Consider the following 18,600-nt stretch of genomic DNA (forward strand, 5'->3'; position numbering starts at 1 on the left):
GAACCCATCATCACTTCAAGAAACATAAACATAAATCTTGTGGATCTGCTGGTCATAAGCCTGAGTTGGTGCATTTGATGGATCCGCTATGCAATTTCCAACAAGAACCTCTGGTTTGCAGACCATCACATCATAAATATAAGTCCCCGCTTTCGCTCCGCCAGGAATATTGAACGCAACCCCTACAGCATCCCTTTCAAATTTTTTAATTGTTTTAGTAGTTGGATAGATAAACCATTTAGTTGTGCCTTCTGTTGCAGTTGAAATTGTTTCACCTTGTTCATCAATAGCAGCACTCCATTTAACGCTTATGCTGAATGTATCCCCGGAATCCAGAATATTTCTTATGCCAATCCCAACAATATCGCTCTTTCCAGTCCTTATGTTAATGGACTCCGGAATAACAGCAACTTTAGCTCCTGTATCGAGCGCATCTAATATCTGCGCTCTTGTTTGCTGGTCAAGCTCTCTTTGCGTTGTATAAGCCTGCTGCATAAACTTATATGTCAATGTTACTGCAAGCCCGAACACAACAATAGCTAAGATAAGCATCACTATAAAATTTATGCTCAACTCCATTCCTTTCTTGTTTTTAGTTGACATCTGACTTTATCAAGGTTACTTTTTCTTTTAACGCCTGCTCAAATGAATCTGCATAAGCGGTTATTGCTCCATAGCTGGTTTTTCCAAATTCATAGTCTATTTTTATATTGAAGTAAATATCTTTCTGGTAGCCTTCAAATTCATAGCTGCTCACCGGGATCTCAATGCTGTCTGTCTGGCCTACAGTTGAAAAAACCAGCACATCTGTTTTTTGCCCAAGTACAACGGTCTTGTCATTTATCTGGACTTTCTTTATCATCAGCGGCAGAACAGCATTCTTTTCGTCGAATTTGTTCAGTGTGAAATCTATCTTGACTGTATTATTTTTTATATTCAGCGGTTGCTTAAGAAAAACATCAAAGTCTAATGTAAAATAAGATGCAGTTTTTGTGTTAGGATATGTCTTTGACAACTGGCTGCCTTCTTTTACAGCAACTTGGCATTCATCTTCAAAGCAGCCATACTGCATGTAGCTTCCAACATCTCCTTCGCAAGGCCCGCAGTCTGTTGGAGCATTGCATTTTGTCTCGCCAGTTTCGCAGATCCAGTTTCCATTGCAATCAGATAGCATATCATGCCTGCAGAAGTTATTTGTTTGTTCATTGCAATAATCATTTGTGCATCTGTTGCCGTCATCGCACGAATCTGGGCATAATGTTTCAGGCCCTCTGACAAAAGTTACAGGGGTTTTTATCTGCTCGGCATAGCTTCCGCTGCTGCTTATTCCCTTGTCTTTATACTCATAAAATATTCTTAGGGATATCTGCTTATCCGCTTTATCAGCGCCAAAATCATAATCAATCATTATATCATCGCTTATTACATCGCTGATTTTCCACAATGTCCTTTCGAGCGATTTTTCCCCCAACAAGACAGTCGAACTACTGATTGATGATTCAACCATCACCTTGTTTATCTTTACATCAGTTACGCCTGCATCAAGCTGAACAAGCATTATGCCCAATCCGAGAATGGAGCGCCTTGTATCAAATGGCTTATCCAGTGTTGTGCTCAACTGGAGCTTGAATTTCCCAACATCCTTTTCTGAAGAGAATGTTTGCGCAGTTGTTGTTGGAACGCATTCGTCCTTTTCATTGCAGGCGTAAGTTATTCCTTCTTTTGTTTTTGCTGCGCACTGGCCATAATCTGCAGGGCAGCTGCACTCAGTTTCTCCAGCTTCCTTTATCTTGTTTCCGCAGCAGTTCATTTCAGCAATATAGCTGCATTTTCCCTTAACGCAGCTTGAATCATAGCATGTTTTTGCTGCGCAGTCAGAATCAGATTTGCATTTTTCAGCAGTATCTTTTTTTCCGCAAGCGCTTATTAAAAAAACAAGAACAATTATTGATATTAAAAATAAATAATGACTTTTTTTCATTTATTCTCACTTTATGAAAGATTATGAAACTTAAAAAACAAAATCAAACCCTTTTTATTTCATATTCCTTGGCTATTATTATCATGAAGATTACAAGGATCACTGCTCCAATCAAAATAATGTAGATCGGGTTGATTGCCGCTTCCTGGAATAATTGATACAGGCCGAACAGCATAATAATTACGCCAACCCACAAAAACTTGTCAAATGTGATCTTCATAATCTCGAATTCTTCTGCCTGCGTTAAGCGTCTTTTGATTTTCATCTTGGCCTCATGTGACTGTTATGAAAAGATCAATTACAGCTGATTCCCCTGCACCTGTTGTTTGAGGTTCTGCAGCAACCTTAAATATAAAGGTTGTTCTTACAGCATTTGAATCCACTTTTACCAAAACAGGTATAACTGCTACTTCGCCATCTTCTATAAACATGTCTTTAACTGTTTCGATAGAAATAGAATCGCAAGTAGCACTATCATCTATATGCTGACAATCGAGAGTTTGTCCTGTAGGAAGAGTACAGCCAGTAGCAGCTCCATTATCCTCGGTGCATATATCAAACTTTTGGGCGCTATCGTAGTCGTTCTTCACAGCAAGATAAACTGTTTTTTGATCGCTTGTTTTCATATCAAATATGTTGGCATCAACATCTATCTTCTTTCCTGATTCTTTTAACCTCTCAGTCATATCTTTTCTCATCTGATCAGAAACCTCTCCGAACTGTTCTGTAACCCCTCCAAATGTCTTCTTCATGAATCCAAGCCCAAGGCCGAGCATTGTTATTGCAAGGATCAAGATCACGATCGCATTTATAGAAAGCTCCAAAGCGCCCTTTTTTCTCATCCTCATTTTCACACCTCTTTTTAACATATATGAACTAAAATATGCAATACAGCTATATTGAAATAACTAATTTATAAAGCTTTCTATGAATTTAAGCTTATTCTTTTATTATCCCGTAGCCGATAAGCCTAAATCTTGTCTTAATTAATCTGGAAATCGTAACCCTTGACCCTTTTTCAGCGCATACTGGGAGCTTCAGCCTGCACTCTGCCTTGTTTTTGCCTATCTTTGTGACAATGCCGACAGTTGCTGCTGAGTTTACATTGAGCATTAAGGATTCTCCTAATTTTATAGGCTCAACATTCAGCTCGTCTTTAGATCCTACAACCCTTTCAAGCAGATGCGTTTCCAAGTTAAGGTTATACCACACATTAGGCAGCTTTCCCGGAAGTCCAACTATGGCGCCGCCCAAGGAATCTGCTTTTATGATGGCAGGATCCAATAATGTAAGCACTCCAATCGAGCCGCCTGGCTTGACAGCATCTACTTTTTCAGAGCCAGTCATCAATCCTGCAATTTTTGTCTTTAATGGTTTCCATATCTTTTTATTTGCTTCTGTCACTTCATAACCCGGCCTTATTTCTATTTCATCATTTACTTTAAGCATGCCTTGCTTCAATGAGCCGCCCAAAACTCCTCCGATAAGCTTCTCAGGCAGATCACCTGGCTTGTTGATGTCAAATGACCTTGCGACAAACATAATAGGGTCCTTGGTTGAATCTCGCGCAGGAGTTGTTATAATTTTCTGTATTGCCTCTATCAATGCTCCGATATTGACCTTGTGCTGCGCGCTTATCGGGATTATCGGGGCATCTTTGAACTTTGTATTTTCCAAAAACTTCTTTATCTGATTATAATTCTGGAGCGCGCCTTCCCTTGAAACAGCATCCACCTTGTTCTGCACCACAACAACCTTATCGATGCCTATTATTTCCAGCGCCATCAAATGCTCTCTTGTCTGCGGCTGCGGGCATTCCTCATTTGCAGCAACAAGCAGCAAAGCTCCGTCCATTATAGTTGCTCCGGAAAGCATTGTCGCCATCAGGGATTCATGGCCAGGAGCATCAACAAAGCTGACATTTCTCAAAAATTCCGCCTTGCCGCCGCATTTCTTGCAGACCGGCTGCGTTGTATAAGCGTCTGTTCCTTCGCACTTATTGCATTTGTAGAACGATGCATCAGCATAGCCCAATCTTATTGTTATTCCTTTTTTGATCTCTTCAGAATGAGTGTCAGTCCACTTGCCTGTCATGGCCATTGTTAAAGTTGTTTTGCCGTGATCAACATGCCCGACCATCCCTATATTTATTTCCGGCTGTACTTTTTCTTCTTTGCTATTTTTTTTTATTGCAATTTCTTCTTTTTCTTCTATTTTTTCAGATTCTTCTGGTTTCTTCCTTGGCATGTTAAGTTTTTATTTTTTTATTCAGCTTTTTCTTCTTTCTTATGCTCGGCTTTCTTTTATATCTGCTGGCTTTTCTTCTTTTTTAGATTCTTCCTTAGGCTCTTCTTGTTTCTCTTTCTTTGTTTCAGCAGGTTTTTCTTCCTTTGCCGCTTCTTCGCCTTCTTTCTTTTCTTCAGCAAACTTTTCTTTCCCTTCTTTTGTAATCTTTAAATTCACCTGAGAAGTTTTTATTCCGATTGTGTTGCCGGCAACTGTTTTTCTCAGCTTAATGCCCTTTTCCGCAATCCTGATTCCTTTGCTTTTTACAGTGTAGATCTTTCTTTTGGTAATACCTTCAACATCTCTCCTCATCGGAAATCCGCAGTCATCTGAGCCGCCAGTCACCTGGAACTCATAGCCGCTAAAGCCCATATTGTCGCCCTTTACAATGTCGCCGATCTTCTTCCCAATCAGCACCTTAGAATCCTGTCCTTTCAGCTCTCTCTTGTAAGACTTTCCTGTCTTAGAGTCGCTTATTGTTAGTTTTATGTCCATTTTTCCTCCCGAGGACTTAAGCTTTGCAGCAAGCCTCAGCAATAGTGAGAAGTGGGTGTTTGTTTATAAAGATTATGGGAACAATCTCTCCCTCATGCTTGCTGGCTGTGTCGGATGCTGGAAATACGGGTTAGTGGGCATTAAAGGATTCATATTTGGCTTTTCCCTGCCCATCTGCGGCAATTCTTCTTTTTCAAAGCCCTCCATTTTTGCTTCCTCTTTAATTGATTCGGGGTTAGGGGTTATTTTATCTATCAGCTCAATCAAATAATAGAATGCCGGGAAAAATATAAATATTGCAAGAAAAACCTGCCATGTCGGCTTTACTTTATCGTAGAATATCGGCGTGAAAGCAAGCGCAAAATACGTTACAACACGGACCCTTCCGATAAAATGCACCATTTTCTTTGCCTTTATTCCTTCAATTATTATCCAGATTCCGTATGCAAACATGAGCGCTGCCAAAAATAATTTAAGGAAGAAATAAATTCCGAAAAGTATTTTTCCTGATTCAAGCATTACAAAAACAGTTCTTGCCCAGTCTATTCCCACCCATAAAGGTATGATTCCGTTGGAAATAGCATTTCCCAAAGATGTTCCCTTCTTCTCTTGAAAAAATTCTGCAAAAAACCAGCTCAAAAACACAGGGATGCCGATCCAGATCAGGCTGAAGCTTGTGAAATAGCTGCCGAATATGCCGAGCCATACCAGAAAGAAATGCCAGACCCATGTTAAAAAGATCAATGCTGCGTTCAAAACAGGTAAAATGAAGCTGTACCATGCCATATTGAAAATACTAAATAATTGACTTAATAAACATTTCGAATTCCACAACATTTAAAAACTTCAAAATTGTGAGGTGTGTAATGCATGACTTAATAATAATCGGCGCCGGGCCGGCAGGAATGAGTGCTGCTGTCTATGCAGCCCGAAACAAGCTGGATTTTCTTGTTATTTCAAAAGACATTGGAGGCCAGGCGGCATGGTCATCAGATGTTGAAAATTATATTGGCTACCAGTTCATAACAGGAGCAGAGCTTACGCAAAAGTTTGAAGAGCATGTTAAAAAGTATAATGTCAAGATTATTAATGATGAAATTGTTGAGCTAAGAAAGCCAAACAGCATTTTTGAAATTAAAACAAAAAATAACAAAACATACCTGACAAAAACAATAATCATCGCTTCAGGCAAAAAGCCCAAAATGCTCAATATTCCAGGTGAAAAGGAATTCAGGGGGAAAGGCGTAACTTATTGCGCAGTATGCGATGCCCCTTTATTTGCCGGAAAAGATGTTGCTGTCATTGGCGGAGGAAACTCTGCTCTTGATGCGGCATTGCAGCTTACAAAGTATGCAAATAAGATTTATGTGATCAATATAGCCGGCAAGCTTGGCGGAGAGAAAGTATTAATGCAAAAGGTTGAAAAAAATAGAAAAGTAATTGTTTTAAACAACTCAAAAATAGTTGAAATATCGGGAGATAAGTTTGTAACAGGAATCAAGGCAGAGCAGGATAAAAAAATAAAAACTCTGAATGTTCAGGGCATTTTCATTGAAATTGGCCTTGTTCCCGAAACAGATTTTGCGGATATTGCCAAAAAGAATGAATTCGGCGAAATAATAATAGATCAGTCAGCAAGGACAAATATTCCAGGGATCTTTGCAGCAGGCGACGTGACAAATACGCCGGAAAAGCAGATCGTTGTAGCAGCAGGAGAAGGAGCAAAGGCTGCATTGGGAGTTATAAAGTATTTGGGTGGGTTGAAATAGATTTTCTTTTCAAGTTTTTATTTTGATATAAGGTTAGTCTCTTGGGGGAAAATATTCAAAATCGGTAATATGACCTTTCAATTGATTAAATGATTCTTTTAATCCTTTTAATTTATAATATATTTTTTTTAATTGATTGTCAATTGGGAAGAATGTTAATTCTACTAATTCTCCTCCTAAGTTAATTCCTCGTTTTGCCATTACATCCTCTAAGTCTAATTTATAGCGAGGTTTGTAATTAGGTTTCTCTGGGTATAATTTATCGCGCGTATCCTCATCAAAGAGAGCAGTATGCCCAAAATCTTTTATTAATACATCCGACTCTGATTCCTTTGTGCTTATAGACCAACTTAAAAAGTTAAGATCGGCTAATTCAAGATAAATAGATTCAAGTTTTCCATTAACAATCATAAGCCTTTTTTTGTTACCTTTTGGTCTTCTAATATCATGCAGTTCTAATCTAGCATTCCCTATTAGACCAATCCCATCCAAAGCAATATCATAAACAATTCCTCTTAAAGCAAAACAATACCTGACCTCTCCATAATCAAAATGCCCTTGCTCAAAACCTATTTCGTTGACTATATAAGGTATTTCAACCTCTTTTTCAAGATTTTCAATTCTATTTTTTATTTCTTCAAGGTCAACTTTATTTTCCATTTGTTCTCATTATTTATCTCTTACAATTTGTTAATAAATCGAGTTTTCAATTACTAGATTGTCTTTAATTCTATGTGGTTTTATTTCATGTGTTCTTAAGACATAACGCATGCACTCTGAGAATTTCTCATCAATATCTGAAAATTTATCAGAGTGAATAGTTGATGTCCTTCTCAAGAATACAAATTCAAATCTTTCTCTTAAAATGGGATTGTGCTTATCTTTAGCATATATTTTAAGTTGTTCTTTGTATTCTTCCACTTCGACTTTTGAAAAATCAAGAGCGTCTACAAACACGTTAAAAGTCTTTATAATGCCATATAGAGGTGCGCCATCAACTGCCATGTTGCATTTGTGGGTATATACATGTGCATCTCCTCTTCCTTTCCAAATATTATTTTTAACAGGGGATCCGGCATGACAAATATACAGGTTTATCGTATAATCTTGTCCTGGCTTCAATTTAATGAGTTCGCCATGAGGAAGTCCAAGGGCTTTTGAAACTTCAATGTCATGGTTATAAATACTGTCTAATTCCACAATCTCCCCATAAAAGCCCATCTTTACACGATGCGTTTTATTAATTATGCTTTCCAGCTTTTCTAGAGCTGATTCTAGTTCCCCAATTGTTCCATGGAATTTGATTTGATTTAAAACATCATCCATCGTTTCATCTTCCATTTTAATCACCATAAAGTAGAATAACAGATCTTATATTTTTAATTTTACCCTAACCTGTGGGGTAGTTAGAAATCACATGTTTTCTGTCAAAAACGGAAGAATCTTTGATTCTGCCTTAGCTAAATGCTCAAAGAAAGTTTCCTTGGAGATCTTTACCTCTTTTGCTAAATTTCTCAAATCAATTTGTTTAGGAAACTTGTAATATCCACGCTTGATCGCCAACTTTATTGCTTGGAGTTGTTTGTCTGTGATATCCGGGGTTATGTGCGGCAGGAAGATTTTGTCTATTTTAGTCTCTTTTATTTCCAATAAGTCTGAACTTCCAAAATGTTTAGAGGCATTAAAGGCTTTTATCAACGTACTTCTATTCCAAGCAGCCAAACACCAGTATTCAAATCTATCCGGTTTTATCATTATTGGCCTTATATAAAAAAGCTCTTTTGAAAATAAAGAAGAAAAGATTTTATATCGTTTTAAATTTTCTTCTTCTATGGTTATTAAATAATTCTTATACGCCTCTACTTTTTTAACAATTTTATTCTTTCTTAGATCATCAATAAACTTCTCAATTGATTCTTTTGCCCCTTCTAGAATGTGCATATTGGTCCATTGGAATTTATTATGGGTTGAAACAAATCCTAACAAATAAACCAAATCAACAACATTGTGTTTTTTGCACAACGGGCTGAATGCGCAATCCTTATGAAAAACCTTGAATTTAATGACCCACATATGTTAGGCATTAAAAAACCATTACTATTTAAACCTAATGTTTACTTTTAAGTTTTTCGAATTCACAACATTTAAAAACTATAAAACTTCTTTTTTTACCCTGAATGATTGAAATAAGAATTCACTCCAGAGCAGGCCAGGGCGCAAAATCAGCTGCCCAGTTTATAGCAGAGGCTGCAATGGAAAAAGGAAAGTTTGTGCAGGCATTCCCTGAATACGGAGCAGAAAGAATGGGCGCCCCAATGAAAGTATATGTAAGAATATCCGATAAAAAAATAAGAAATTATTCCTCAATAGTTGCGCCTGATGTCGTCATGGTTATAGATCCTTACTTTATCGAGCAGATTGATGTTGCTGAAGGCTTGAAAGAAAGCGGCATTTTAATTGTGAACACAAATAAGGATCCTGCCGAAGTGAAAAAAATAACAAACTTTAACGGAAAAATATTTGCATTGGACGCAACAAAGATAGCTTTTGAAACAATAAAGGCAAACAAGCCAAATACGCCCTTATTGGGTGCGTTGATAAAGGCAACGAATGTGGTTGATTTAGAAGAGATCAACAAAAAAATAAAAGATTATTTTTTAAAAAAGCTTGGCGAAGAAAAAACTAATGCAAACATAAATGCTGTGGCAAGGGGCTTTAATGAAACCAAAAGCTAAATTAATGTCGAGCAAGGAAATGCCAATTGGCGGCGTAATCATAGAGCCAGGCTCAACTTCAAAGGAAGAAACTGGATCCTGGAGGGCAGAAAGGCCTGTTTATGATGCAACTAAATGCAACCAGGATATGATCTGCGTGCAGCACTGCCCTGACATGTGCATAATTGTTGTTAAGGATGAAAAACTAGGGGCAAAGCGCCTCGGCACAGATTTCAGATATTGCAAGGGATGCGGAATATGTGCGCAAGTATGCCCGGTAAAAGCAATCACAATGAAGCCAGAAGGGGAGTTTAAAAAATAAAAATGCCTAAAACAAATAAAAAAACAATTGCGCTAACAGGAGATGAAGCAGCTGCAGAGGCAATGCGGCAGATTGACCCGGATGTAATTCCCTCTTATCCCATAACGCCCCAAACATTCATCATTGAAACCTTTGCTCAGTTTTATGCAGATGGAAAAGTTTCAGGGGAAACAGTTGACGCTGAATCAGAGCACAGTGCAATGAGCATTGCTGTTGGCGCAAGCGCAGCTGGTGCAAGGGTTATGACTGCATCTTCGTCGCAGGGAATCGCATTGATGTTTGAGGTGCTTCCGGTTGCTTCCGGCTTAAGGCTTCCGATTGTCATGAATGTTGTCAACAGGGCATTGTCAGCTCCATTAAATATACATTGCGACCATTCAGATTCAATGGCGTGCAGAGACACAGGATGGATACAGATTTACAGCGAGGATGCGCAGGAAGCTTATGATAACAATTTGATTGCGATTAAACTGGCAGAATCAAAAAATGTTTTATTGCCAGTCATGGTCTGCCAGGATGGCTTTATAACTTCACACTGCGTTGCAAATGTTGAAATTTTAGACGATAATATCGTTAAAAATTTTGTCGGGGAATACAAGGCAAAGTACTCATTGCTTGATGTTGATCATCCAATAACTTATGGCCCGATACAATTGCAAAATTATTATTTTGAAACAAAAAGCCAGCTTGATGATGCGATGCAGAACGCAAAAAATGAATTTTTGAAAATAGGCAGTGAAGTCTCAAAATTAACAGGCAGGGAATATGGCTATTTTGAGGAATATAAATCAAAGGATGCGAAAGCAATTATTGTTGTGCTAAACTCAACTGCAGGAGTTGTGAAAGATGTTGTTGATGAATTAAGAAGCAAAGGAAAGAAAGTGGGATTGTTAAAAATAAGGCTGTTCAGGCCTTTCCCATATGAAGAAATAAAAGAAGCATTAAAGAATGCAGAAAAAATTGCTGTTCTGGACAGGGCAGAATCTTACGGCGCGAATGCCCCGCTTTATTCAGAGATCTTAAATTCATTATTTTCATTAGATAAAAAGCCGGATGTTTCAAGCATAGTATTCGGATTGGGCGGAAGGGAGATTTTCAAGAAAGATATTGAAAATATTTTTGAAAATTTGTTAGAAAATAAAAAACAGGAAAAATATGTTGGACTAAGAAAATGAACCTAAAAGAATTATCGCTGAAAGAGAACAGGTTTGCATCCGGACATAGGGCTTGTGCTGGATGTGGTTTTCCTCAGATAATAAATACTGTGTTAAAAGCAACAGACAATGTTGTTGCATCATGCGCAACTGGCTGCCTTGAAGTAACTTCAACAGTTTATCCTCATACAGCATGGAAAGTTCCCTGGATCCACTCTTTGTTTGAAAACGCTGCTGCAACAATTTCAGGAGTTGAAACAGCATATAATGTTCTGAAGAGAAAAGGCAAGGTAAAAAAAGACATCAAGTTTGTTGCATTCGGCGGAGATGGCGGTACTTATGATATTGGCTTGCAAAGCCTGTCTGGAGCATTGGAAAGAGGCCATAAATTTGTTTATGTTTTATATGATAATGAAGCATATGAAAATACAGGAGTTCAAAGAAGCTCTGCAACTCCATTAGGAGCAGCTACAACAACATCGCCAGAAGGAAAAGTGCATCATGGCAAGGAACAGTTTAAAAAAGACATTACAAAGATCATGGTTGCTCATAATATCCCTTATGTTGCGCAGACAACTGTTGCCCATTGGAATGACCTCTATGCAAAAACAGAGAAAGCGTTTAATGCAAACGGTCCTGCATTTCTGGCTGTTCTGCAGCCCTGCACTCTTGGCTGGAAGTTTCCAGGAAATATGACAATGGAGATCGCAAAGCTTGCAGTTGAAAGCAGGTTCTGGCCATTGTATGAAGTTGAGAATGGAGTTTACAAGCTAAATTATGATCCTGCAAAGCCAATTCCAGTAGCAGACTATTTGAAGACTCAGGGAAGATTTGCGCATTTATTCAAGCCCGAGAACAAGGAAATTCTTGAAAAGATCCAGAAGAATGTTGATGAAGAGTGGGAAAAGCTTTTGAAGCTGTGCGGGAAATAGATTCAAGTCGCCTCGTCTTATCTAAACGCAACATCTACGAGCCCCAAAAAATCTGTCGGAAGATTTATATACTTTTAATTCAAAATTATCTTTGTATGAAAAAAGACTCTACTACTTTACGTAACTGGATTCTATTCTTTGCTCTCATAACATTTATTCTTTCATTTTCTATCGGCTTTAGAGGGTTATTCTTTTTAAGTCTAACAATAGGCTTATTTTTTCTAGCAATATTCATGAAGAAAAGAGAAACTGATAATTGGAGTGATGGTTTTAACTGGTTCATTAATTTTTTTAAAGAAATTTCTGTTTATTTCTTTGGTACTTTTATAATTGCCATAGTAGTTGGATTATTTTTTGAAATGTTGGGTTTAAAATTGTCTGACCTTGAAACAGTTTTCAAATTTTTTCCTCCTACCTACTTGCTGTTTTTTGGACTTCTAGCAGGTCCACTCGAAGAATTAGTTTTTAGATGGGGAATTTTAAATTGGACTAAAAAGATTATCTCTAAGTGGACAGAACACGCTGAAGTAATCTCTTTGGTTTTTTCTTCTCTATTGTTTGGCTTATCCCATCTATATTTTGGAAGCGGACCAGCAATTTATACAATTTTATACCTTATTCCTACATTTATTATTGGCTTAATTTTTGGTAAAATATATTTAAGAAAAGGGTTAATCACGGTAATGTGGCTGCATTCGCTATACAATATGTTCGTTATTTTTTTAAATTATGCTTTGATTCATGGCTGGTGGTTTTGACAATGTTTAATAAATTCAATATTCGAAGATTTGGAACATTCTTCCTAGTGCTTCTTTTAGTCGTGTTCTTATATTGCTATATTTATCTTCAAATAGGATATCCTAAAGCTGTGGCTATTGAAGAATATGACAAGACAAACCCCATAATTAATGAAAAAACCGAAATTTTAGATTATAGAATTTTTAACTATCCCATTCAATATATTCATATCTATTTTACTCACGCCACAAAAGAAGGCTTACCACCAAAAGTTAAGTCTGTATATATTGAAACAAGTCAAGAAAAGTCCGAAATATTTTTCCTCAACAGTATTCGTTTGATACAAAAGGGATGGGATGACGAATTTCTTAAAGTGATGTACCCTTCAGATTATGAGGTTAAGAGTCGTGAAAGATATGAGAGATCTAATAGATTTATTCAACAATTTATGAATAAAAGAGACAAGATATGCTTATACGAGTTTGATAATTATTTAGTTTTTAATAAGACCATTAATTCAAGGTGTTATAGTCTCCAAGATAAAAATATACTGAATTCAATAACAAAAGAACAAAAGAATTTCTTGTATAGTTCATTTCCAACAGACAATTTAACAGAAATTTATAATTATATTACTCCTGAATTTAGGGATAATCTTCTTTCAGATATTGGTGATTTGACACCCATCGCCACTACTTTTTATATGTACTATTCAATCACAGACTATGCCAATCTCAAATTAAAACCAGAGGATAGAATAACTTATACAGTTTACAAAATGCCTTTACAAAAAAACTGGACAGTCTATACTTTGTTTAGCGATAGTAAAATCCCCGTACAAGGAAAAAATTTTTACTATTTTAATCTTAGTACGCATTTAGATGAATCAAAAATTAATGCTGATTTAAGACCCGAAATTAACAATTGGTTCGTTGAAAACAAATATACGCTAGTCATGGATAAAAGAAGATATGATTTTGTTAAAATCAAGGATAAAAATTGCTATCCTTTGATAGATGCAGAAAATGAAAGAATTGAGAGTATATATTGCATCACTGATAAAAATAATACTGTCGAAACAACACTGTTTATTGTGAGTTGTAAAAAGTTTATGTTCTGCGATAGATTAAATAATGACGAGTTAAAACAATCATACTACTCATTTATCGAACAATATTAAATTTTCTGGGGCTCTAACTAAATTTACTAATTCTAACTCGGTGACTTGAACTTTTCGGACGAAATTGCTAATTCCAAATAAAACGAAATCTTTTTATAATCCCCACTTTATTTATTAACATATGGCAAAACAAGTATGTCCGAGATGCGGTAGTAAAAAGATTGTAATTGCAGAAGGTTTCTCAAAACTAGGAAACCCTATATTAACTCAAGGTTTGGTTGGGTGGAAATGTCTTGATTGTGGATATGTTGGAAAAGATTTCTTTATAATTTCAAAAACAAAACCAAAAAAATAATATTTTGGAATTAGCTATTGACCTTTATTATATTGTAAATCTAATCGATTCTACTATTTTATCAAATAGTAATTTATATTCTTCAAAATGCTCTTCGTCTGTCTCCATAACAATTTGTATGGTCTGCTGGTTGTCATAGTATCCTGTTAATATCAAACCAAATCTCTGATATATAGACACATCATTAATTTTTACGATACGATTAGAAATCAACCATTTATGAGTATTTATTACTTTTATTTCCTCATCTAAGATTGTGAATTCTACATCGGGGTCTTCAGGAAACATCTGTAAAAGTTGGGAGTGGAACGTTTCTAAATTTATGATTTTATCATAAATATATACGCCAATATCAAACCCGGCTATTCTGTCTGGTGATGAAAAACTTGCTACCGCTCTATCTTCGCTAACTTCAAAACTCCAATCTTCCGGATAAATAATAGACTTTATGGCTATGTCGGTATTTTTATATTCCTTAAAACCACTTTCAGACTTTTCAATAGACGTATTATAGTTTGATAACTTAAAAGATTCTAGTACTTTAGATATTGTTTTAATAAACATTTTATCTGATGACGTAGCAATAGCAATACTATATATGCGATTATTAACGAGGTATCCTCTTTGCCTAATGCCCCCTCCTTTTACAGCAATAGTTATGTACCTTCCAGGGTTTCCATTGATAGATATTATCTCTTCTTTAACAAGGGTTCCAAAAGAATTTGCAACAGATCCATCACGAGCATTATCTAGTATTTGTTCAGCAGTTAAATTCGCAATTGCTTCTTCAGGATAATCCGTATACATTACAGCATACGCTACTCCATTAGCCTCAACAACATAAATATTTGTAGTTAAATAACCCGCTTCTGTGTTGATGGTTTTAGTTTCAAATTTAGGTTTTCCAGGTAACATAATTGAGAAACCGCCTTCTTCCGATACAAGTTCTTCAAGTTGAGGTGGTTCTTGTGTGGTACACCCGCTAATTAACAACATTACGAATACAAATAAAATTATATGTCTTTTCATAATCTCCTTTCTCGTTATTGAATTTATAATCCTACTATATAAATTTTTGTTCATTTTCATTTAATTCCCTTTAAAGAGTCATAAATTGATGAAAACTAAGCTTTTTAGCTGGTAAAACATGTAAACTCCCAGGCCAGCAACTATTGTGCTTAAGGTAGCTATTAGATTGGTTGTGTTTATTATTTGGTCTATGGGCGCATTGGCTTCTGCAATTGACCCGCTGACAGCTGCCGCAGTTATTCTGTTTACTTCATTATTTAAGTTATCAGGCATTTTAGCCTTTTCAAAGAGATTTACAACTTCTTCTTTTGTTTCTTCTTTTTTCGTTTCCTCTTTAGCTGGAGCAAGTTCTGCATAAGTGCATGATTCTGTTGTTGCGGGTTTAGTTCCAGTGCAGCTGTTTAAGTTCATGCAGCTTCTGCTTCTGGTGCCTTCTTTAGAGCAAGGCACCCAATCAGTACATTGCCAGTTCGGTTTGCATGGTATGACTATAGGAGGAGAGCCTCCGCTATTATCATCTGTGTTGGAGGTCGTTGGCTGCGCAGGCAATGCAATCTGGACTTCTATTGGCGTGCTGTTTAATAATCCAAATTCGCCTATTTTCTGAGTAGGAGGCGCCTCAACATAAATGCTGTAGTTTTTGTAATAGTTTGAATAATTGAACACTAATGTAATATTTATGTATCCTTCGTTTGTGTTTCCTTCATAGATCACGCTGTCGTTTTCATCTCTTATTTCTATTTTTTTGTTATTGACCGGGCTGCCATGTTGATCATATACATAGATTGGGAATACTCTGGTGATATTTGTACGGTCATGGAAATCCGTTATGTCTTTTGCGGTTATATTGATATGCCCCCTTATCGTTACAGTCGAATCTTTTGTATAAACATCAAACTCATTAGTTGTGCTTAGAGGCGCATCAAAATTAATGGTTGAATTCCCTCTTAAAATGATATAGCTGAACGTGGAGTTTTGGATGTAATTTACCGAATTAAGATGTGAGCTGAATTTTATCTCGCTTACATTTGTATTGCTGAAATTTATCTTGAATCGTTCTGTTGAGTTTATGTAATTATTGATCAGGCCGGGTTGCAAGCCATTTATAGTTAAAATTCCATAATATGGCTGGATAAATACAGAACTGATGTTCGAGTCTTCAATTGTGTTGTCTGAGCTGTCAGCCAGATATAGGGAAGAGTCGCCAAGATGGTGCGCTTCAAAATTTCTCAGCCTGTTTGTGCTGTTGCCTTCAAGCAGGGTTACATTTATTCTTGAATTTGTCAAATAATTTGTTGAATTGCCCCTTGCACCAAATCCCAGATAAGCTATATCAACATTGCTGAGATTTATGGCAAAGTTTGTTGTGGTTGATCTTATATCATTCGTTGCAATTCCTGTTTTCAAGCCATCTATTGTCAGGTTGTTTGTCGAGTCGGAATAAATTACTAAATAATCAATATGGCCGCCGTTGATTTTGTTATTTGATTTTTCGCTTATAGACGCTGTAGCATTTATTGTTGTATTCATAAATGTATTATTTGATTCGCCATTGATAATCACATTCCCGCCCATAATTGAATCATCAATGGAGTTTATTGAAGAGCCGTTAAAGCTGGTTTCACTATAGAATATAGTTGATTCGTTTATTCTGTTGTTGCTGTTTCCATCAAAGCTGGTTGTTGAGTAGAATGTTGTTCTGTTTATCTTGTTGGTTGTATTTCCCAAGAATCTGGCATAATCCTTGAATGTTGCATTCTTGATTGTGTTATTCGAGTAATTGTAAAATCTGGCTTCTAAATTAAATGTCGAATTTATTATCGTGTTATTCGAATAATCAAAGAACTCTGCCGTATCGTTAAAAATAGAATCGATTATCTCATTTGCTGAATTTCCAAAGAACTCAGTCTTTCCAAAGAAAGAATTTTCAATTCTGCCTCTTGCATTGAAATAAAATCTTACCGGTTGAGCACCTAATCTTATGAACGTTGCATTCTTTAATGTGGCATTCGCGTTATCCAATACATCAAGGCCTGTTTTATTTATTATAGAATTTTCAATATATATTGAAGAACTGCTAAATAGGTCAATAATCGATAACTCGGTAGCATGAATCTTTGAGCCTATAATTGTGAAATTAGCGCCATTGTAGAGATCTATGTTATTTAGCGTGAAACTTCCATTTAATGTAAGCTCGCTTTTATTCAAGAACAGGGTTGCTTTGTCTCTTATAATTATTTCTCCGCCAAATGTTATATTCTCATTTTCACATTTGACATACATTGTTCCGTTTATTGTCCAGTTTCCAGTAGCAGGCCATGTGCAGTTTATAGAGCCGCCTACACTTCCAGCGGCAACTCCGACAGTTGTAAAATTATAATCCGAGCTGTTTGCGCAATTGCCTGCAGTATCGCAGCTTTCAACCGCATAATGGTATAAAACGTTGCCAGTTGCCAAGCCCGTTAATAAAACAGAGTGGTTTACTGTAAGATTTGTATCATTTTTTGCTTTTGAGCCATATGCTGTTGTAAGACCGTAATAAACAGTGCTGTTTGAATTTTCATTTGTGTTCCAGATGATTGTTACGTTATTAGTTGGCGGTGTTGAATTTCCAACATTTGAGATTGCTGGCGGGGTTGTGTCTATGTATGTATATAGCTTTGCGTAATGAAACCCATCCCTTGTCTTGACAACATATGTGTGTCCAATTACAACAGATGTATTTTGAGAGTTATAACCTGCATCGGGAGCTGTAGTAACGCTATTCAGCAAGACAGCGCCCATATCTATTACGCCCCCATTTCCGTTGTTTGCCCAAAAAGACATTGGATTATCGTTACTATCGCTGAAGTATATATCGGCAACAGGATTTGTTATTGTGCTTGTGTTGAAGATAAAACCCTTTTTGTCATCTATTGCAGAAAATAAGGTCACACTGCCTGTTTGCAAACCACTAGTCAAATTTTTTGAAGCATTTACAGGCTGGTAAGCCCATTCAAAACTTATATTTTTATTCGAATTTAACCATAAATCCCCAAGGGTATATGTCTGTCCAGCTACTATCTCTGGAAGGTTTACCCCGCCATCTGAATATGTTGTTTTATGCGCCCAAGTAAAATAATAATTAGCTGCTGCAGGAGTAACATTATACAATGTGTAAGAGCCGTTAGTTGCTGTTGTTCCATAGTTGCCTGTTGGACCCGCCCCATTTATGCCAAGATCTACAGTTATCCCGCTATGGTCTGTTTGGCCCTCTAAAAATGCATATCCTCTTATTGTTGCTGTTGCATCTGTTATGTTAGCTGTAGCATTGACACTAAATGTATGGTGCACGCCAACATCATTTATGCCGCTGGATGAATTGCATTTATAATAGAAGTTATAAGTATTGCCGCTGGCTACATTCCATGTCAAATTATGCACACTTAAGTTTAGAAGGGTTTCCAATATCCGAGTAGAACTATTTTCGTAACTGAAATTTGCAGTTGTGGTGTTATATCTGCATTCCAATGCTGACTCATTTGTGTAAATCCTTAAATCAACAGATGTTGTTGAATTAGGGAGTATTGTGTTGTTCACCGGGCTAACTATTGTTATAGAGGGGCCTAATGCAAAAGCCAAGCTGATCAAAGCTAAAAGCAGCAAAGGCATTATCAACAGCATTTTTTTATTCATATTTTATCACCTTTGTCAGTATTCAAAGTT

20 protein-coding genes are annotated in these 18,600 nt (G+C 36.6%); 8 read left to right on the forward strand and 12 right to left on the reverse strand.

The window, feature by feature from the left end; genetic code table 11:
- Positions 1–15: 15 nt before the first annotated feature.
- The 7 genes from Q7J54_05760 to Q7J54_05790 all read right to left on the reverse strand — a co-directional run bounded on the left by Q7J54_05760 (position 16) and on the right by Q7J54_05790 (position 5,548).
- A complete protein-coding gene (locus Q7J54_05760) occupies positions 16–603 on the reverse strand; it encodes a hypothetical protein (protein MDO8741049.1) in 588 nt (195 codons plus the stop codon).
- Positions 593–1,981: a hypothetical protein gene (locus Q7J54_05765; GenBank protein MDO8741050.1), complete on the reverse strand. Its 1,389-nt coding sequence runs from the start codon at positions 1,979–1,981 to the stop codon at positions 593–595. The genes Q7J54_05760 and Q7J54_05765 overlap by 11 nt, the downstream gene beginning before the upstream one ends.
- 43 nt (positions 1,982–2,024) lie before the next feature.
- Entirely contained in the window at positions 2,025–2,246 is a 222-nt protein-coding gene (locus tag Q7J54_05770) for a hypothetical protein (GenBank protein ID MDO8741051.1), read from the reverse strand.
- A gap of 7 nt (positions 2,247–2,253) precedes the next feature.
- Positions 2,254–2,829, reverse strand: a complete 576-nt coding sequence (locus Q7J54_05775) for a hypothetical protein (GenBank protein MDO8741052.1) — start codon at positions 2,827–2,829, stop codon at positions 2,254–2,256.
- Between the two features lie 91 nt (positions 2,830–2,920).
- The gene (locus Q7J54_05780; protein MDO8741053.1) at positions 2,921–4,228 is read right to left on the reverse strand and encodes a translation initiation factor IF-2 subunit gamma; all 1,308 of its coding nucleotides are present in this window, start codon (positions 4,226–4,228) and stop codon (positions 2,921–2,923) included.
- Positions 4,229–4,267: 39 nt separating this feature from the next.
- Positions 4,268–4,762 (reverse strand): S6e family ribosomal protein, encoded by a 495-nt coding sequence (locus Q7J54_05785; protein ID MDO8741054.1) that lies wholly within the window; start codon positions 4,760–4,762, stop codon positions 4,268–4,270.
- A gap of 72 nt (positions 4,763–4,834) precedes the next feature.
- On the reverse strand, positions 4,835–5,548 hold the full coding sequence (locus Q7J54_05790; GenBank protein ID MDO8741055.1) for a hypothetical protein: 714 nt from the start codon (positions 5,546–5,548) through the stop codon (positions 4,835–4,837).
- Between the two features lie 80 nt (positions 5,549–5,628).
- Between Q7J54_05790 and Q7J54_05795 the strand changes: the two genes are divergently transcribed.
- A complete protein-coding gene (locus Q7J54_05795; GenBank protein ID MDO8741056.1) occupies positions 5,629–6,531 on the forward strand; it encodes an FAD-dependent oxidoreductase in 903 nt (300 codons plus the stop codon).
- 33 nt (positions 6,532–6,564) lie between these two features.
- Here Q7J54_05795 and Q7J54_05800 read toward each other — a convergent pair whose 3' ends face one another.
- The 3 genes from Q7J54_05800 to Q7J54_05810 form a co-directional block, all read right to left on the reverse strand.
- Entirely contained in the window at positions 6,565–7,191 is a 627-nt protein-coding gene (locus Q7J54_05800) for a hypothetical protein (protein ID MDO8741057.1), read from the reverse strand.
- 30 nt (positions 7,192–7,221) lie between these two features.
- Entirely contained in the window at positions 7,222–7,872 is a 651-nt protein-coding gene (locus Q7J54_05805; protein MDO8741058.1) for a hypothetical protein, read from the reverse strand.
- A gap of 72 nt (positions 7,873–7,944) precedes the next feature.
- The gene (locus Q7J54_05810; GenBank protein ID MDO8741059.1) at positions 7,945–8,604 is read right to left on the reverse strand and encodes a helix-turn-helix domain-containing protein; all 660 of its coding nucleotides are present in this window, start codon (positions 8,602–8,604) and stop codon (positions 7,945–7,947) included.
- 104 nt (positions 8,605–8,708) lie between these two features.
- Here Q7J54_05810 and Q7J54_05815 point away from each other — a divergent pair, with 104 nt between their 5' ends.
- The 7 genes from Q7J54_05815 (at position 8,709) to Q7J54_05845 (ending at position 13,866) form a co-directional block, all read left to right on the forward strand.
- A complete protein-coding gene (locus tag Q7J54_05815) occupies positions 8,709–9,266 on the forward strand; it encodes a 2-oxoacid:acceptor oxidoreductase family protein (GenBank protein MDO8741060.1) in 558 nt (185 codons plus the stop codon).
- Entirely contained in the window at positions 9,250–9,567 is a 318-nt protein-coding gene (locus Q7J54_05820) for a 4Fe-4S binding protein (GenBank protein MDO8741061.1), read from the forward strand. Before Q7J54_05815 ends, Q7J54_05820 begins: the two co-directional genes overlap by 17 nt.
- Positions 9,568–9,569: 2 nt before the next feature.
- Complete coding sequence (porA, locus tag Q7J54_05825) at positions 9,570–10,742, forward strand: pyruvate ferredoxin oxidoreductase (GenBank protein ID MDO8741062.1); 1,173 nt, start codon at positions 9,570–9,572, stop codon at positions 10,740–10,742.
- Positions 10,739–11,653 (forward strand): thiamine pyrophosphate-dependent enzyme, encoded by a 915-nt coding sequence (locus Q7J54_05830; protein ID MDO8741063.1) that lies wholly within the window; start codon positions 10,739–10,741, stop codon positions 11,651–11,653. The genes porA and Q7J54_05830 overlap by 4 nt, the downstream gene beginning before the upstream one ends.
- Positions 11,654–11,748: 95 nt before the next feature.
- The gene (locus Q7J54_05835) at positions 11,749–12,411 is read left to right on the forward strand and encodes a CPBP family intramembrane metalloprotease (protein MDO8741064.1); all 663 of its coding nucleotides are present in this window, start codon (positions 11,749–11,751) and stop codon (positions 12,409–12,411) included.
- Between the two features lie 2 nt (positions 12,412–12,413).
- Positions 12,414–13,571 carry a hypothetical protein gene (locus Q7J54_05840; protein MDO8741065.1) on the forward strand — a complete coding sequence of 386 codons (1,158 nt, stop codon included), beginning with the start codon at positions 12,414–12,416 and terminating at the stop codon, positions 13,569–13,571.
- A gap of 121 nt (positions 13,572–13,692) precedes the next feature.
- Complete coding sequence (locus Q7J54_05845; protein ID MDO8741066.1) at positions 13,693–13,866, forward strand: hypothetical protein; 174 nt, start codon at positions 13,693–13,695, stop codon at positions 13,864–13,866.
- 27 nt (positions 13,867–13,893) lie between these two features.
- On the opposite strand, the gene Q7J54_05850 is transcribed toward Q7J54_05845, so the two are convergent.
- The gene (locus Q7J54_05850) at positions 13,894–14,955 is read right to left on the reverse strand and encodes a hypothetical protein (protein MDO8741067.1); all 1,062 of its coding nucleotides are present in this window, start codon (positions 14,953–14,955) and stop codon (positions 13,894–13,896) included.
- Between the two features lie 18 nt (positions 14,956–14,973).
- Positions 14,974–18,570, reverse strand: a complete 3,597-nt coding sequence (locus Q7J54_05855; protein ID MDO8741068.1) for a hypothetical protein — start codon at positions 18,568–18,570, stop codon at positions 14,974–14,976.
- Positions 18,571–18,600 lie beyond the last annotated feature (30 nt).

This window comes from Candidatus Woesearchaeota archaeon, assembly GCA_030651135.1.
GTDB lineage: Archaea > Nanobdellota > Nanobdellia > Woesearchaeales > JACPBO01 > JACPBO01.

What these genes read in the sequence shown, in the direction of transcription:
- Q7J54_05800 (MDO8741057.1), bottom strand. Translation starts at nt 7,191, where the DNA reads ATGGAAAATAAAGTTGACCTTGAAGAAATAAAAAATAGAATTGAAAAT.
- Q7J54_05790 (MDO8741055.1), bottom strand. Translation starts at nt 5,548, where the DNA reads ATGGCATGGTACAGCTTCATTTTACCTGTTTTGAACGCAGCATTGATC.
- Q7J54_05855 (MDO8741068.1), bottom strand. Translation starts at nt 18,570, where the DNA reads ATGAATAAAAAAATGCTGTTGATAATGCCTTTGCTGCTTTTAGCTTTG.
- Q7J54_05820 (MDO8741061.1), top strand. Translation starts at nt 9,250, where the DNA reads ATGAAACCAAAAGCTAAATTAATGTCGAGCAAGGAAATGCCAATTGGC.
- Q7J54_05850 (MDO8741067.1), bottom strand. Translation starts at nt 14,955, where the DNA reads ATGAAAATGAACAAAAATTTATATAGTAGGATTATAAATTCAATAACG.
- Q7J54_05810 (MDO8741059.1), bottom strand. Translation starts at nt 8,604, where the DNA reads ATGTGGGTCATTAAATTCAAGGTTTTTCATAAGGATTGCGCATTCAGC.
- Q7J54_05765 (MDO8741050.1), bottom strand. Translation starts at nt 1,981, where the DNA reads ATGAAAAAAAGTCATTATTTATTTTTAATATCAATAATTGTTCTTGTT.
- Q7J54_05830 (MDO8741063.1), top strand. Translation starts at nt 10,739, where the DNA reads ATGAACCTAAAAGAATTATCGCTGAAAGAGAACAGGTTTGCATCCGGA.
- Q7J54_05775 (MDO8741052.1), bottom strand. Translation starts at nt 2,829, where the DNA reads ATGAGGATGAGAAAAAAGGGCGCTTTGGAGCTTTCTATAAATGCGATC.
- porA (MDO8741062.1), top strand. Translation starts at nt 9,570, where the DNA reads ATGCCTAAAACAAATAAAAAAACAATTGCGCTAACAGGAGATGAAGCA.
- Q7J54_05835 (MDO8741064.1), top strand. Translation starts at nt 11,749, where the DNA reads ATGAAAAAAGACTCTACTACTTTACGTAACTGGATTCTATTCTTTGCT.
- Q7J54_05795 (MDO8741056.1), top strand. Translation starts at nt 5,629, where the DNA reads ATGCATGACTTAATAATAATCGGCGCCGGGCCGGCAGGAATGAGTGCT.
- Q7J54_05840 (MDO8741065.1), top strand. Translation starts at nt 12,414, where the DNA reads ATGTTTAATAAATTCAATATTCGAAGATTTGGAACATTCTTCCTAGTG.
- Q7J54_05805 (MDO8741058.1), bottom strand. Translation starts at nt 7,872, where the DNA reads ATGGAAGATGAAACGATGGATGATGTTTTAAATCAAATCAAATTCCAT.
- Q7J54_05780 (MDO8741053.1), bottom strand. Translation starts at nt 4,228, where the DNA reads ATGCCAAGGAAGAAACCAGAAGAATCTGAAAAAATAGAAGAAAAAGAA.
- Q7J54_05785 (MDO8741054.1), bottom strand. Translation starts at nt 4,762, where the DNA reads ATGGACATAAAACTAACAATAAGCGACTCTAAGACAGGAAAGTCTTAC.
- Q7J54_05760 (MDO8741049.1), bottom strand. Translation starts at nt 603, where the DNA reads ATGTCAACTAAAAACAAGAAAGGAATGGAGTTGAGCATAAATTTTATA.
- Q7J54_05845 (MDO8741066.1), top strand. Translation starts at nt 13,693, where the DNA reads ATGGCAAAACAAGTATGTCCGAGATGCGGTAGTAAAAAGATTGTAATT.
- Q7J54_05815 (MDO8741060.1), top strand. Translation starts at nt 8,709, where the DNA reads ATGATTGAAATAAGAATTCACTCCAGAGCAGGCCAGGGCGCAAAATCA.
- Q7J54_05770 (MDO8741051.1), bottom strand. Translation starts at nt 2,246, where the DNA reads ATGAAAATCAAAAGACGCTTAACGCAGGCAGAAGAATTCGAGATTATG.